Source organism: Candidatus Gastranaerophilales bacterium (assembly GCA_028693235.1).
GTDB lineage: Bacteria > Cyanobacteriota > Vampirovibrionia > Gastranaerophilales > Gastranaerophilaceae > JAQUVW01.
This window is the reverse complement of record JAQUVW010000004.1, coordinates 219397-235212: the sequence shown is the minus strand read 5'-3', so window position 1 is coordinate 235212 and position 15816 is coordinate 219397. Positions and strand designations below refer to the sequence as shown.

Here is a 15816-nt window from a genome sequence, read left to right as displayed (position 1 = left end):
TCATTTTTAGGTTTACTTGTTTAATTCAAGGTTTCTTAATCTTGATTCCAAAAGGTTAATTTCCATTCTCATTTGAGTTACTTGTTTTTCCAATATTTCATTCTTTATTTCAAACGGTGCATCTGATAATGGAACTGCGTGAGCCCTTATTCGCATATTTTTTTTACGATTACCTTTGTATTGAATTTCAATAGTGGGTTCTGGTTCTGCGTTTATAGATTGAGTTTTATATTGATTAATTTTATCATTTATTTGCATCACCGTTAATGGCTCTGAAGAGCCTTCTGTAATAGGTTTGGGGATATAATTGTCCCAATAGCTTTGGGCATTTGCTATTGGACATGAAATTATTAGGGCTATAAATATTAAATATCTTTTCATTTTATATCTCAGGTTTATAGGTTCTTATTTTAAAGTGAATTGCTAATGTCGGATTTTATTTTTGCAAGGATTTCATCGACACCTTCTGTGGATTTGCCTGCTCCTTGTGCAAAGTTTGGACGTCCTCCACCTTTCCCGCCTGTAGCTTGAGCTATTTCGCCTACTATTTTTCCGGCGTTAATTCCGTGTTTTACAAAGTCATCGTCGACTTTTACCATAATTAATATTTGGTCAGAAGATATTACTGAAACCAATACAATTATGCTATTGCCAAGTTTTGAACCGAGAAGTTCAACCCCTGTTTTTACAGCTTGCATATCAAGTCCGTCAAGCTTGCTGATAAAGAGTTTTCCGCCTTTTATGTCTTCTGCTTTTGAGACAAAAGATTGGAATTTTTGTTTTGCCATGTCAGCTTTTAGTTTAGAAAGCTCATTTTGTAGAAGTTTGTTTTCTTCGACAAGTTTTTTGACTCTTTCGTTTACTTCAGATGGAAGTGCTTTAAATTTGTGTGCAAGTGCGTCGATTTCAGATGCTTTTTCGTTTAAGAATTGAAATGCACTGTCTGCACAAATCGCTTCAATTCTTCTTGTACCTGCTGCGACTGCACCTTCTGATACAATTTTTGTTAATCTGATATCTTCTGTGTTTTTAATATGAGTTCCGCCGCAAAGTTCAGATGATATATTGCCGACTTTTACAACTCTTACTTTTTGGTCGTATTTTTCGCCGAATAATGCCATTGCACCTGTCTTTTTAGCTTCTTCAATATCCATAATGTCCGTGTGTTGTGAGTGACCTTCTGATATCCAATTGTTCATGATTTTTTCAACTTTTTGTATTTCATCAGCGGTCATTGCTCTTGAGAAAGAAAAGTCAAAACGAGTTTTTGTTTCATCTACATAAGAACCTGCTTGTTTTACCTCTTCGCCTAAAACCTTTATCAAGGCTGCTTGGAGCAAGTGGGCATTTGTATGGTGGATTGCGATATTTTTACGTCTTTGAGCATCAACTTTTGCGGAAACTGTTTCACCTGTTTTTAGTTCCCCGTTAATTATTTGAACCCTGTGGACGAATAATTTATTAACTCTGAATGTATTCAAAACTTCGGCTTTAAATGAGTCATTTTCGATAAAGCCTGTATCACCTACTTGACCGCCACATTCGCCGTAAAATGGAGTTTTGTCTAAAATTACATCGACAAAATTATTATCGACATCGACTTTTGCAATAATTTTAGCTTCTGATTGAAGTTCATCATAGCCAGTAAATTCAGTTGAGCCGTGTTCATTTTCGATTGCAACATAGACCAAATCATCAGTAAGGCTGATTTTTTGAGTAGCTGCTTTTGCTCTTTCTTTTTGTTCTTGCATAGCTTTTTGAAAACCTTCAACATCGACTTTCAAGCCTTTTTCTTCAGCTATTTCAACAGTAAGTTCTAATGGGAAACCGAAGGTATCATATAGCTTGAAGGCACTTTCGCCGTCAATATTTTCGTTCTTTTCAATCAATTCATTTATTAATTTGTAGCCTCTATCAAGAGTTTTGTTAAATCTTTCTTCTTCTTGTTTAATTGTTTTTTTAATTTTATCTCTGTTTTTTTCAAGTTCAGGATATGCTTCTTTGTATAAGTCTACGATTGTATCAACGAGATTGTTCAAGAACGGGAGTTCTAGTCCTAGTATTTTTCCGTGTCTTAGAGCTCTTCTCATTATCATTCTTAAAACGTAGCTTCTACCTTCATTCCCCGGTACAACGCCGTCAGAAATCATAAATGAAACGCAACGAGCGTGGTCAGTGATTATTCTCAAAGAAATATCAGTTTTTTCACTTTGTTTATAAGGAACACCTGTCATTTGAGAAACTTGGTCTAAAATCGGTTTCAAAAGATCTGTTTCAAAAGTTGAACGTTTGCCTTGAACTACCATTGTTATACGTTCTAAGCCCATTCCTGTATCTACATTTTTTTTGTCTAAAGGCGATTGATTACCTTCTTCATCTTGGAAAAGTTCTGTAAAAACGAGATTCCAAATTTCAACCCATCTGTCGCATTCGCAGGTGGCAATTGAGCAATCATCACTACACTTTAGGTCTTCGCCTAGGTCATAGTGGATTTCTGAGCATGGACCGCAAGAACCTGTAGCACCGGGAGGTCCCCAGAAATTGTCTTTTTTACCTTTGCGGATTATTCTGTCAGCAGGGATTCCGACTTTATTGTGCCAAATATCAAATGCTTCATCGTCGGTTTCAAATATGGTTATCCAGAGTCTTTCCGGGTCTAATTTTAAATAATTTGTGACAAAATCCCAGCTCCAAGGAATAACTTCATTTTTATAATAATCACCGAAGCTAAAGTTACCTAACATTTCGAAAAAAGTATGATGCCTTGGGGTTCTTCCCACATTTTCAATATCAGAGTCTTTGCCGCCTGCTCTTGCACATTTTTGACATGAACAAGCTCTTGCAGGGTCAAACGGTGCTTTTTCAAGCCCTAAATAATACGGCAAAAATTGGAGCATTCCCGCTGTTGTCAATAATACTGTCGGGTTATCAGGAACAAGGCTCGAGCTTTTGACCTCCGTAGATTGGTGCTTCTCCTTGAAAAAGTCTAAAAATGCTCTTCTGATTTCATTTCCTGTGAGTGGGGTTGCCATTTCTTATTTCCTCTTTAATTCAATTTGCTAAATATTCTCTTATTTGATTTTACTACAAAGATATTATGTGCAAAAGTTTTGTAAAAATTCTTTCATAGCACGCTTTTTGGCTTGCAAGTAGACTTTTGTAATCTTTTAATCTATAATGATTGTACCATTTAGTATTATACAAATTAAGGTGAAAATAAATAATAATGACATCAGACAGTAGCAGCTCGGAAACTCTTTCCGTTCCGCAGGGTAATGATAACAAGGACTTTTGTCCGGCCGTACGTTCTAAACAATTAGCTATTATAAGAGCTTTTATCGCAAATATCGGCATTGCTACAATTAAATTAGTCTGTTGGCTTTTTTCAGGAAGTTCCGCTTTGTTATCTGAAGCGGCCCACTCGTTTGTCGATTCATTCAACAGTATTTGTTTGATGATTGGACTCAAACGTGGCTCAAAACCTGCTGACGAAATGCATCCCTTCGGGTATGGTTTGGAGGCTAATATATGGGCTCTTTTTGCTTCAATTTTGATGCTTGCAGGTACTGCAATCGCTATTGGAAGTGGTGTTGATAAAATTTTGAATTCAAGCCTTCATAACCCCGCTGATTTGTTGAAAAATTACCCGCTTATGGCTTTGACTTTGCTCGTAAGCATGTGTTTTGAAGCTTGGGCTGTTAATAGTGCGATGAATGCAGTTCTCGTTGAAGCTAATGTCGATATCACAAACAATAAAATTAAAGATTACATGAATTCTGTGAAGCAGATTAAACATATCAAAAGTCCTACAACAAAATTTGTTTGGTATGAAGATTCCTCAGCTCTTTTAGGCGTAATAATCGCTTTTATCGGGCTTTCTGTTTCGAAGTTTTTATTACCTGATGAATTTGTGTTTTTACCAGATGCTATAGCTTCTATTTTAATCGGTTGCATTTTGTTTTTCTTAGCAATTTATATGCTTAAAAATAATGTTAATTTTTTAACAGGACAATCCGCTGAACCTCAAATTGAAGATGTCATAAGAAGAGTCGCAAGCACTATGCACGGAATAGCTTGCGTGCATGAACTTAAAACTATGGATATGGGCACTTCTGGATTGATTGTTAATATGACAATTGAAGTTGATCCTGAAATTCAGGTTAAAGATGCAGATGATATCGCTGATATGCTCGAACGTAAAATTAGAAATAATGTAAAAAATATATCCCATGTTGCCATTGAAATTCAAGCTGATGACGCTGAAGAAAATTGGGAAGATAAGTTTGATAAAATTATCCAAGAAGGTGAAGATATCTCCCTAATTGATAACCATGAAGCTAAAATGCTTTCTAATTTCTATTCTTTCTCCCAAACAGTTGTCAAAGAAGTTATGGTGCCTCGTCCTAAGATAGTTTTTGTCGACGCAGAATCTTCTTTGCTTGAGTTAATGGATATTATTATTGACTCTGGGCATACTCGTATTCCGATATACGAAGACAATGTCGATAATATCATTGGCGTTGTCAATGCAAAAGATGTTTTGAAAGCGGTTAGAGATAATGCTGCTGATGATTTTGCCATCAAAGAACTCGCTCGTGAAATACCTATTATTCCCGAAAATAAATTTATCAGTGATTTATTGAGTGATTTTACTTCTTCTAAAACTCAAATCGCTGCAGTCGTTGATGAACATGGTGGTATCGCCGGTATAGTAACTGTTGAAGATATATTAGAGGAAATTGTCGGCGAAATATACGATGAATTTGATGAAGCTCCTGTTTCTGAAATTATAAAAATTGATGACAAAACAATGAATGTATCAAGCCAAATCGATATTGATGATATGAATGAAAGATTTGACCTTGATATCCCTAATGAAGATTTCCAAACACTTGGCGGATACGTTTTCGGGCTGCTTGGTAAAGAACCTGAAATCGGCAATATTGTTGAAGATAGAAATATTACATATAAAGTTATCGAACTGGACGGAAGAAGAATTTCTCGTGTTATAATGCACAAAAATACCCCATTTATTGATGCTTTAGAAAAAGAAGAAAACGAAGAAAATGAAAAATTATAAATCAGGTTTTGTTGCAATTGTCGGACGACCGAATGTTGGTAAATCAACAATTTTAAACCGAATGGTCGGTCAAAAAATTGCTATTGCGACTTCGAAAGCTCAAACAACACGTCGCAGAATTAAAGGTATTTTGACTAATGATGATGCTCAAATCGTTTTCGTTGATACACCTGGAGTACACAAACCTTTAGATAAACTCGGCGAATGCCTTGTTGACGAGGCTAAACAAACTTTGCCTGACGTTGATATGCTTTTGTTTGTTGTTGATGGCTCTACTCCTGCCGGGCGTGGTGACAGGTGGATTGTTGATAATTTGCTTAAAGACTTAAAAACCCCCTTGATAATTGTGTTGAACAAAATGGATTTAATCAAAGATGCTTTGAAGAGGGAAGAAATTTTGCTCTCTTATAAAACTTTATTCAATGAAAATTACCCTTGTGTTAAAGTTTCAGCGTTAACCGGTCGCAATTTTGATACCCTAATTGATAATATTGTTCGCAAGCTTCCGGAAGGTGCTCCAATTTATGACTCTGACGAGCTTACTGATGAAACTATGAGAAATATAGCTCGGGAGTTAATCAGGGAAAAAATTCTTTTGAATACTCACGACGAAATCCCTCATTCAGTTGCCGTAATTATTGATAAATACGAAGAAAAACCAAAAATAGACCGCATTTTTGCACAAATAATTGTTGAACACGATAGTCAAAAAGGTATAATAATCGGCAAAAAAGGTTCTATGCTTAAAAAAATCGGCTCAGAAGCAAGAGTCGAAATTGAAGAATCTGCAGGAAAAAAAGTATATCTTGATTTGCAGGTTAAGGTCATAAAAGACTGGCGTAAAAAATCTAAAAATATTGAAAAAATGTATTAGGTTTGATGTTTTAGTGCAGCTTATAAAAATATCCGTTGTAAAATTGAGGTTGATATAAAAACCGTCGAGGATAACTAATCGGGTAATCATTAGTGCATATAAAAAGTTTTAAAAAATAGCCAATTGGCTATTTTTCATTTTTATAATCAGTATTATAATAAAACCGAAAAATATAATTAAAAATATTGATAATTTAAATTCTTATATGAAGTAGGTAAAATGAAAAAAGCATTTACATTAGCGGAAGTATTGATTACATTAGTTATAATCGGTGTTATAGCTGCGTTGACGATACCTGCATTGTTACAAAATACGCAACAACAAGAATATAAAACTGCTGCTCTAAAAGCTTTATCTACAATTTCAAACGCTACTTCAATGGCTTATGCCAAAGATGGTGTTACTTTTGATGATTTAATGGATATGACACCAGATGAAAGGACATCGGAATTAGAGTCAATGATGCAGGTTTCAGATAGAGATGTTAGTCTTGAATTCGATGCATCTAAAGCTCAGGGGAGTTCTGATTATTCACTGGAAGGTTTCAGCACTACTGACGGCATGCTATGGGGGATATCTACTCAAGGAATTTGGGTTGATGTAAATGGAAGCAAGGGGCCTAATATAGCTGCAAATTCTCAAGATGAGCCACAAGATGTTATTTTTATGAAGCCTGAAAGGTATGTCGCTGACGATATGCCTCAATCTGAAGCTTGGGCTTTATATGATTTTTCTTGTTCTTGTGAATGGAATAGGGGATAAGTTTATCATTTCTTTCTTGTTAAATATCATAAGAATATTTTATTTGAAAATTTCATAAAATATGATGTTATTGTTCTTTAAATTATGAAAGGTTAATTATGAAAAAAGCATTTACATTAGCGGAAGTGTTAATAACACTTGTGATTATCGGTGTTATAGCTGCGTTGACGATACCTGCACTGCTCAATAATACAAATAAAGAAGAATATAAAACAGGTGTAAAAAAGGCGTATTCTGTATTATCACAAGCGGTACAAACCCATTATGCTTTGACGGGCAAAAGAGTAGAAGATGTTGCTGATGATTGCGGTAATGATGCTGACTGCATTTTTGAAAATTTCTATTCAAAAAGAATGAATATAGTGTCATCTACAACTCCATCAAACAGTAAAGCCTGCACAGTCAGTGGTGATGGGGATAGCGGTGATCTTACTTTTTATACTGCAGACGGTATGGCTTTTACAATAAATGAATATGGAGATATCGTTTCTGTAGATGTAAACGGTGATAAAAAACCAAATTTGTCAACAAAATCCCCTGATGATCCCAAAGACGGAGGTTATTATTTTGAAGTGGAATGGGGCGGAAAAGCAGATAATTATTTCAAACCCCATGGACCCGCAAAATGCTTGATTAAAGGCAATACTGATGATTCTAGTTGTGATTGGTCTGATTCAGATGGTGGGTCTGGTGAAGGCGAAGAGCTTCGGTAAAAACTGCATTATATACTAAAAAGCCCCGATTGGGGCTTTTTAGTGCTTTAAACTATTTTGTGTTTATTATTTGATTTCAACTCTTTTTGCAGCAGCATCTATTAGTCCTGCGAATAATGGGTGCGGTCTTTCCGGACGTGATTTAAACTCAGGGTGGAATTGGCAAGCTACGAACCAATCATTTTTAGGAAGCTCTATCATTTCGCATAGCATTCCGTCAGGGGACATTCCTGAGAATACCAAACCAGCTTCTGCGATTTTGTCACGATATTCGTTATTGACTTCATATCTGTGGCGATGACGTTCCATAATCTTTGTAGCTCCGTAGGCATCAGATGCTTTTGTGCTTTTTTTGATTTTACATTCGAATTGGCCGAGTCGCATTGTTCCGCCGTATCCTTCGACGTTTTTTTGCTCCAACATAAGGTCGATTACAGGGTATGGGGTATTTTCATCAAATTCCATACTATTAGCATTTTTTAGTCCAACTACATTTCGAGCATATTCAATTACTGCACATTGCATTCCGAGGCATAAACCTAAGAAAGGAAGATTATTTTCTCTTGCGTATCTGATTGCATTGAGTTTACCTTCAATGCCTCTTATTCCAAAGCCTCCGGGGATTACTAATCCGTCAACGTCTTTGAGCATTTCCTTTGTTTTATCCATATCGGTGCATTCATCAGATGCAATCCATCTTATATCAATTTGGGCATTATGTTTATAGCCTGCGTGTTTTAAGGATTCAACGACAGAAATATAAGCGTCTGAAAGTTTTGTATATTTACCAGCTATAGCGATTTTAATTGTTTTTTTAGGGTTTTTGATTTTATCGACAAGCTCTATCCATGATTTCAAATCAGGAGTCTTTTTCTTGTCGTCCATTAGTAATCTTTGCATTACAACCCCTGCAAGATTTTGTTCTTCCATTGCTAAAGGAACTTCGTAGATACTTTTCATATCTCGACATTCAATAACAGCATCATTCGGAACAGAGCAGAACAAAGCCAATTTTTCCTTTTCTTTCTTCGGAATAGGTTTAGAGGTTCTGCAAACCAAGATTTCAGGCTGAATGCCGTAGCTTCTTAGTGTAGCAACACTGTGTTGAGATGGTTTTGTCTTTAGCTCGCCTGAGGTCGGAAGATAAGGAAGCAGTGTAACGTGGATTGAAATGCTGTTTCCTATACCAGCTTCAGAGCGGAATTGTCTGATAGCTTCAATGAATGGCAAGCCCTCAATGTCACCGATTGTGCCTCCGATTTCTGTAATCAAGAAATCAGGTTTAAATTGAGTTGTTGCTTTTTTTATTCTTGCTTTAATCTCGTTTGTAATGTGGGGAATAGTTTGAACAGTTGCACCGAGGTAATCTCCTCGTCTTTCTTTTTTAATAACGGTTTGATAAATACTACCTGAGGTTACGTTGTTGATATGACCTAAATTTGTATCAGTAAATCTTTCGTAGTGTCCCAAGTCTAAATCGGTTTCAGCTCCATCATCTGTGACGAAAACTTCTCCGTGTTGGAAAGGGCTCATTGTTCCGGGGTCGACGTTTATATAGGGGTCAAATTTTTGGATTACTACCGAGTAACCCCTCGCTTTTAACAGTCTTCCTAACGATGCTGCGACTATCCCTTTTCCCAGTGATGACACAACACCACCTGTAACAAATACATATTTCGTCATAATACCCTCTGTCTCTAGTTATTCTATTTTAGCGTTATTTAGTTGATTTTCGGAACCTTGAAAAATCCATCTTCTTCAACTGGTGCATTTGCCATCAATTCTTCTCTTGTTTGTTCATATTTGACGACATCTTCTCTCATTACGTTTACTATCGGAATAGCTGTTGTCATTGGCTCAACATTTGTTGTGTCAACTTCATTCATTTGCTCAACGTATTTTAATATATCACCGAGTTGCTTTGAAAACTCAGCAACTTCTGCAGCTGTAAGTTCTAATCGTGCAAGTTTAGCAACGTGTTTTACATCATCTGTGCTAATCATGGGTTTAAAATCTCCTATAATCTTAAACAAAATCATAGCACAATCAGGCATGATTTTCACTTTTCCTTTACATTCTTAAAAATTTTTGTTGGACTGAATGTATTCAGCATCGCAACGGCTCTATTTTTTATTTTAAAACTATGTATGGCGTTACGGAAAATGCCAAGTGGTGCAATCCACACCATCTAATTCAGTATATAACTGTTATAAATCTCTTTTTGCCTGCATTTTTTTGTGTAATGTTTCAATTTCTTTTTTTACATATTTTGCAGGTATTGATAGGTTTGTATGATTTTGAAGTGTAAGTTTAAGATATTTTTCGTAAGAAGTGTCATCTTCAAGTTTGTTAAATATTTCAGCCAAATAATAACATGTATTTCCGTTAGTCGGATTTACTTCAAGAGCTTTTTGCAAGGTTTCCATTGCAGGGATATGCTCACCTTTTGAGGCTAAAATTTGAGCATAAAGAGTCATTGCGTCGATATCTTTCGGGTTGATTTCTATTGTCTTTTGTAAAGCGTCAACAGCTTCTTCTTCTTCTCCACGTTCCCAATATATAGCGGCAAGATTAAAATAAGCCCAGCTGTAATCAGGCGTGTCCTCGATTACTTTTTGATAACCTTCAATTGCTTTTTCGATTTCTCCGTTTCGTTTGTACTCGAAAGAGAGGTAAAAACGGGCAATCGTGTCTTTTTCGTTTAATTCTACAGCCTTTTCAAGATATTCGATTGCTTTATTTGTGTCATTCTTTTTTGAATAAATGTATCCGATATTAAACAGTGTATTTGAATCGTTTTCAATAGCTTCTAATACCTTTTCAAACAAGTCTAAAGCTTTATCGTATTCTTTTTTTTGAATGTATGCACAAGCCAAATTGTATTGAAAATCAGGTTCATTAGGGTTTACATTAAGTGCATTCAAATATGAGTCGATGGCTTTATCTACATATTTGAGTTTTTCCCATATAATCCCTATGTTGTAATGAAGCCGTGCATCTTCGGGAAATATACCGACTAAATAAAAAAGATTTTTAAGTGCTTCTTCATTTTCACCTATATCAAGCAGTGCAACGGCAAGTTCTCTCATTGCTTGAAAGTTTGTCGGGTCGTTTTTTACAATATTTTGGAGCTCTTCAATTCTGTCATCCATAGGCTTTATATTAACAGTTTTTATTTAATGTTTCAATCATTGTTTTTAAGAATTCAAAATATTTTTTAAAGAAATTGGTATTGCTTTTATCAAGTCAGTTGCTAAAACCGAGTATTCAGTCAAATTGTTTGACAAAATATCGCCCGAAAGCCCATGTATATAGACTCCGAGCCTTGCTGCATCAGCTAAATACATATTTTGGACAACAAATGCTGATATTATCCCGGTCAAAACATCACCCGTACCGGCTTTTGCTAGAGCGGAATTGCCTGTATGGTTTATATAAATAGAATCTTTGTCTGCGATTATTGTTTTGTGACCTTTTAGCACAATGGTGCAATTGAATTTTTCAGAAGCTTCTTGTGCATATTTTGCCCTGTCTTTTTGTATTGTTTCAACGCTTACCTTCAACAATCTTGAAAGTTCCATTGGGTGAGGCGTCATTATTGTGAATTCAGGTAATTTAATGTTTTCGCCGTCTTTTGATGCTAGTAATTTTGCAAAACAGTTTATCCCGTCAGCGTCAAGAATTAATTTTGTAAGAGGTGAACAGTAGTCTAAAAACTTCTTTAAAAATCTAACGGTACTATTTGTTTGCGTTAATCCGCACCCCAAGCTTACAGCATCATATTTCAGTGCTTTTTCCGCAACAAGTTGAGCTGATATACTTGAAAGAGTTTTGTCAGGTTTGCAGCTTAAAGGCATAAATGTAAGCTCCGGAGCAAGTGAGGCAATATTGTTCACAATGCAGTCAGGGCAAGCCAATGTGACATATCCAGCACCTGTTCTTAACGCAGAAATTGAAGACAGATAAGCCGCTCCTTGATAGCATCTTGAACCGGCGATATTTAATATTTTTCCGAAAGTTCCTTTGTTGGAGTCTTTTTTTCTTTTTGGTAAGAGTATTTTTGCTCTTTTTAAATCTATGGTTTTATCCATTTGTTTGCCTTATTGCTTCATAAACAACTATTGCAACGGAATTTGAAAGGTTTAAGCTTCTTTGATTTTCTTTCATTGGAATAGTTAAGCAACTTTCTTTGTTTGCATTTAATAGTTCCTCGTCAAGTCCTCTTGTTTCGGGCCCGAAAACAAGAAAATCACCTTCTTGAAAATTTATATCGGTATATTTTTGTGTTGTCTTAGTCGTTAAATAGAAAAAACGAGAATCAGGATATTTTTGTTTTAAATCTTCTATATGATTAAATTGAGCTACAACTGCACTATCCCAGTAGTCTAAACCTGCTCTTTTTAAATATTTATCAGTAATTGAAAATCCCAATTTCCCGACAAGAAATAATTTTGCTCCCGTGCAAGCACAAAGACGCACTATATTTCCTGTGTTTTGAGGTATTTCAGGTTCAACCAATACAATGTTAAAACTTTTTTTAATTTCGTTATTGCTCATTTTCTTGCTTTTCTTGTGTAAAGAAACGTTTGCTTTCCAAAATAACAGGGATACCTCTCAATACGCAGAAAGTAACTGCAATATAAGCAAATACATTGGCAATAGTTATTAGCAATCCTTGGTGTTGTGAGTACCATATAAATTGACCGATGGACATTGGTTTATACATATACATATTAGGAACATGGGCGATAATCATCATAACAAATGCTATTGCTTTTGCTCCGCCATAAGCTGCTCTTGCAAATCTTGATGCTGTGATGAATTTGCCGATAGGGTTTGTCATCATTGTTTTGTCGCCAAATGCTGTGTAGCCTTCTGCAAATGCTAAGCTTCTTATTCCGTCTGTAATAATGCCTCTTGATAAAACTACGATTGGAAGCCAAGCTCCAATCCAACCTAAAGCGGCAAACGTTACCCAGTAAGCATTTTCAACTATTCTGTCGCCTAAAATATCAAGAACAGAACCTAGTTTTGTTTCTTCGTGACGAGCTCTTGCTACATAGCCGTCAAGTCCGTCTAAAATTATTACGAAGAACGTAAGCCAAAAAGCACTGAAATACCAAGATGGTGAACCTGTAAATAATAGTGCTAAAGTTCCGAATGCTAATAGTATTCTTAATATAGTCAAAAAGTTTGCCATTATAAATTTCTCCTTTATCTCTTACTTCTTGAAAGTGCAAAATCAAATTCATCAAGATTTTTTCTGCGTTCTCCAAGCATAATTTTTTCAGCTTCTTCAAGAACCTTTGTTACATTGAAGCCGTTTTCTCCGTCGCTTCTTGCTTTTTTACCTTGTTCAATGCAATTTAAGAAGTGTTGGCATTCAAGTTTTAAAGGTTCAATTTCTAAATAATCCAAGGTTTCTGTTTTGACGGCTCCAGGAGCAGAATTGTCAAATATTTGTAATTTATGCTCAGGCAATGTGTCATCAAACATCGCACTTGCTTTTGTTCCTCGGACAAGCAGATTTACTCTTTTTTGAGGGTGAATCCAGCTATCTGAAATGTGTCCTATAATGCCGTCTTCGTATTCAATAGTTACGTGCGTAATATCCATAATCTCGTTGCCGTCAGAAGAAGCCCCGACTGCACTGATTACTCTCAATGGTTCTTTGTCGATAATATAGCTTGTCATAGAAACGTCATGAGGAGCTAAATCCCACATTACGCTTCTGTCATTTTTAAAGTGGTTAATATTTAAACGGTCGCTTTGAATGTATCTGATTTTTCCTAAAGCACCTTCTTTGATAAGCATTCTCAAACGGTTTACTGCAGGATGATACAAAAGTAAATGTCCGACCATTAGTACAAGACCTTTTGAATCTGCTAGTTCTGTCAGCTTTCTTGCTTCTTCTGCGACTGTTGAAATGGGTTTTTCAACATATACATTTTTGCCTGCTTCTAAAGCGGCTTTTACTATTTTATAATGAGTATGACTTGGTGTAACAACAATTACGCCTTGTATTTCAGGATTGTTGAATACATCTTGAAAATTATTTGTTGTATTGACCTCAGGATATTGCTCTCTCACTTTTGCGATGTTGTCAGGGTCCAGGTCGCAGACCGTGTTAAGGGCGTTTAAATTATAGAAATTTCTGACTATATTCCTTCCCCATAAACCACATCCTATTACTGCTATATTATGCATTTTGTTTTCCTTTTTCCTCTGTTTATATTGGTACTAATTCTATTATACATATTAATACTAATAAAATCAGTTGCCCCTCGTCAAATTAAGATTTTATAAAGACTGCTCTTTATTTTCTTTATTTTGCTCTGAAAGCTCTTTGTCTTCTTCCGTCATTTTTATCGGTAGTCTTATCCCGAATGTAGACCCCACGCCCGGCGTGCTTTTTACAAAGACTTTGCCGTGATGATGTTTTTCGATAGTTATTTTTACAAGATGTAAACCAAGGCCCGTTCCTTTAATTGTGTGAGTTGCATTTTCAACTCTATAAAAACGTTCAAATATTTTCTTTTGGTGTTCTTCGGGAATACCTATCCCTTGGTCTTCTACTGTTATTTCAACAAAGCTAGGGTCTCTTGCTATTTCTGCTCTTATTTTGACTTTGCTGTTATCAGGTGAGTATTTGATTGCGTTTGACACCAAGTTCTTAAATGCTCTTTCAATACTTTCAGTGTTTATTGGAAGCTTTGGCAAATCAGGTTCTTTTATAATTGAGAACGTTATTCCTTTTTCAGAAGCCAAAACTTTCATAGAGCTGATTACTTGTTCAATAAGCGGGACAATGTCAGCATATTCTTTAGGAACGTTAATGTTAGGAGATTCCAGTCTTGAAAAATCCAATATTTCGTTAACCATTTTTTGAAGCCTTGTTGCTTCTTTATTTATGGTTTCCATAAATTCTTTTTGTGTTTCTTTATCAAACTCATCTCCATGAGAATATAAAGTGTCGATATAGGTTCTTAGTACTGTAACAGGAGTTCTAAGCTCGTGGGATACGTTAGAGATGAAATTATTTTTAAGTTTATTGATTTCGACTTCTTTTGTGACATCAATAAGTACAATAATATATCCGACGTAGTCTTGGTTTTTGGAGAACATAGGGGATATTATCGCCTTTATTACATTTTTATCGACTTCTATATTGAATTCGAGAGGCTTGTTTTCCATAATATCTAGAGGAGTATCTTTAAATTGTTCGATTTTTTCTTGGAAACACATTTCTCCGTTGCTGTCACAGTACATTTGAATTTTTGTATTTAATATTTGAGAATCTTCAATCGCAAGCATTTTTAAAGCGGCACTGTTCACCAATACCACATTGTCAAAGTTGTCACAAACAACAACACCGTTGACAATACTCATCAAAACAGCTTCCAGCTTGTTTCTTTCGAGTGTAAGTTGGTCGATATTTTGTTCTTCATAAAGGTGCAAACGGCTCGACATATCGTTGAAAGCAGTGATTAATTCTTTAACTTCTCCGCTAACTCCTTTTGTTTCAAGCTTATAGCCGAATTGACCCGTTGAAATCTGTTTTACGCCGTGATGAAGGATTCCTAATTCTCGTGTTATCAACAAAGTGTTAATTAATATTACGATGGAAAATAAAACCCAAGCGATTGAAAATATGCCAAAGAGGGAGTTTCTTGTGGCTTTAGAGATTGCTTTTATACCCTTACCTGCGAGTCCTACACTTACAGAGCCAACAACTTCAGAACCGTTTTCATTAACCAAAACCAAAGGAGAACTTATAGATATTTTTGTTTGTTTAGCTTTTTGAGGGTAATCGTTTTTTGTTGAATAAATTATATTGTTTTCTTTGTCTTTAAACTCAATGAAGGAAATGTCTTGGTCGCTTGAAATTATTGAAGCTGTATGAGCTCTTAAAGTATCTATTTTTTCAGAATTATCAACATCTTTAGCGACCTCAAGGCTTTCAATGGAAAGAGTTTTTGTAACAATCTGGGCAAATTCTCTGTAACTTGCATCAAGTTTTTTCTGAATATTGGATATTGCAAAAATGGCGACCATAACAATCAGGAGGGTGCTCATTACGAGCCCCAACAATATAAATTTATTCTGCGTACTTAAGCTTAATTTTGGTTTTTTCATAATTATAAATTATATTATATGTCAAAATAATAATCATAACAAGATTATTAAGTAAGGAATAAAAAAACAACTGCCCTTGACAATAGGTTGCTTATAATTCGTGGATTATCGCCGAATTTCTTTCGATAGCAAGGAATATGTTAACAAATGTTTAGACAGCTCATTGCTAATCGGTTTTTTTCTTGACTCATGGTATTTAGCGAATATTATTGTATAACGGATATATATGGTTAAGATTATGATTATAAAAG

At 35.4% G+C, this 15816-nt stretch carries 14 protein-coding genes; 4 read left to right on the top strand and 10 right to left on the bottom strand.

All coding sequences use genetic code 11. From position 1 onward, the window contains the following. Window positions 1-12: 12 nt before the first annotated feature. Both PHV37_08480 and alaS read right to left on the bottom strand, forming a co-directional pair. On the bottom strand, window positions 13-381 hold the full coding sequence (locus PHV37_08480) for a hypothetical protein (GenBank protein ID MDD3238114.1): 369 nt from the start codon (window positions 379-381) through the stop codon (window positions 13-15). Window positions 382-410: 29 nt separating this feature from the next. Continuing rightward, window positions 411-3032 carry an alanine--tRNA ligase gene (gene alaS / locus PHV37_08475; GenBank protein MDD3238113.1) on the bottom strand — a complete coding sequence of 874 codons (2622 nt, stop codon included), beginning with the start codon at window positions 3030-3032 and terminating at the stop codon, window positions 411-413. Between the two features lie 194 nt (window positions 3033-3226). Here alaS and PHV37_08470 point away from each other — a divergent pair, with 194 nt between their 5' ends. The 4 genes from PHV37_08470 (at window position 3227) to PHV37_08455 (ending at window position 7429) form a co-directional block, all read left to right on the top strand. Then, window positions 3227-5080 (top strand): cation diffusion facilitator family transporter, encoded by a 1854-nt coding sequence (locus tag PHV37_08470; GenBank protein ID MDD3238112.1) that lies wholly within the window; start codon window positions 3227-3229, stop codon window positions 5078-5080. Beyond that, a complete protein-coding gene (gene era, locus PHV37_08465; GenBank protein MDD3238111.1) occupies window positions 5067-5954 on the top strand; it encodes a GTPase Era in 888 nt (295 codons plus the stop codon). Before PHV37_08470 ends, era begins: the two co-directional genes overlap by 14 nt. Window positions 5955-6173: 219 nt before the next feature. Beyond that, window positions 6174-6716: a type II secretion system protein gene (locus tag PHV37_08460; protein MDD3238110.1), complete on the top strand. Its 543-nt coding sequence runs from the start codon at window positions 6174-6176 to the stop codon at window positions 6714-6716. Between the two features lie 98 nt (window positions 6717-6814). Continuing rightward, entirely contained in the window at window positions 6815-7429 is a 615-nt protein-coding gene (locus PHV37_08455; protein ID MDD3238109.1) for a type II secretion system protein, read from the top strand. Window positions 7430-7495: 66 nt separating this feature from the next. On the opposite strand, the gene PHV37_08450 is transcribed toward PHV37_08455, so the two are convergent. From PHV37_08450 to PHV37_08415, 8 genes are all read right to left on the bottom strand, one after another. Then, window positions 7496-9112 (bottom strand): CTP synthase, encoded by a 1617-nt coding sequence (locus tag PHV37_08450; protein MDD3238108.1) that lies wholly within the window; start codon window positions 9110-9112, stop codon window positions 7496-7498. Between the two features lie 38 nt (window positions 9113-9150). Then, window positions 9151-9483 carry an Asp-tRNA(Asn)/Glu-tRNA(Gln) amidotransferase subunit GatC gene (gene gatC, locus PHV37_08445; GenBank protein MDD3238107.1) on the bottom strand — a complete coding sequence of 111 codons (333 nt, stop codon included), beginning with the start codon at window positions 9481-9483 and terminating at the stop codon, window positions 9151-9153. 153 nt (window positions 9484-9636) lie between these two features. Continuing rightward, window positions 9637-10581 (bottom strand): tetratricopeptide repeat protein, encoded by a 945-nt coding sequence (locus PHV37_08440; GenBank protein ID MDD3238106.1) that lies wholly within the window; start codon window positions 10579-10581, stop codon window positions 9637-9639. A 45-nt stretch (window positions 10582-10626) separates the two neighbouring features. After that, window positions 10627-11520, bottom strand: coding sequence for an NAD(P)H-hydrate dehydratase (locus PHV37_08435; protein ID MDD3238105.1), 894 nt, complete (start codon window positions 11518-11520; stop codon window positions 10627-10629). After that, window positions 11513-11986: a tRNA (cytidine(34)-2'-O)-methyltransferase gene (locus PHV37_08430; protein MDD3238104.1), complete on the bottom strand. Its 474-nt coding sequence runs from the start codon at window positions 11984-11986 to the stop codon at window positions 11513-11515. Before PHV37_08430 ends, PHV37_08435 begins: the two co-directional genes overlap by 8 nt. Next, complete coding sequence (locus PHV37_08425) at window positions 11976-12629, bottom strand: CDP-alcohol phosphatidyltransferase family protein (protein MDD3238103.1); 654 nt, start codon at window positions 12627-12629, stop codon at window positions 11976-11978. The genes PHV37_08430 and PHV37_08425 overlap by 11 nt, the downstream gene beginning before the upstream one ends. A gap of 14 nt (window positions 12630-12643) precedes the next feature. Continuing rightward, window positions 12644-13636: a Gfo/Idh/MocA family oxidoreductase gene (locus tag PHV37_08420; GenBank protein ID MDD3238102.1), complete on the bottom strand. Its 993-nt coding sequence runs from the start codon at window positions 13634-13636 to the stop codon at window positions 12644-12646. Window positions 13637-13729: 93 nt separating this feature from the next. Then, entirely contained in the window at window positions 13730-15565 is a 1836-nt protein-coding gene (locus tag PHV37_08415; protein ID MDD3238101.1) for an ATP-binding protein, read from the bottom strand. Window positions 15566-15816 lie beyond the last annotated feature (251 nt).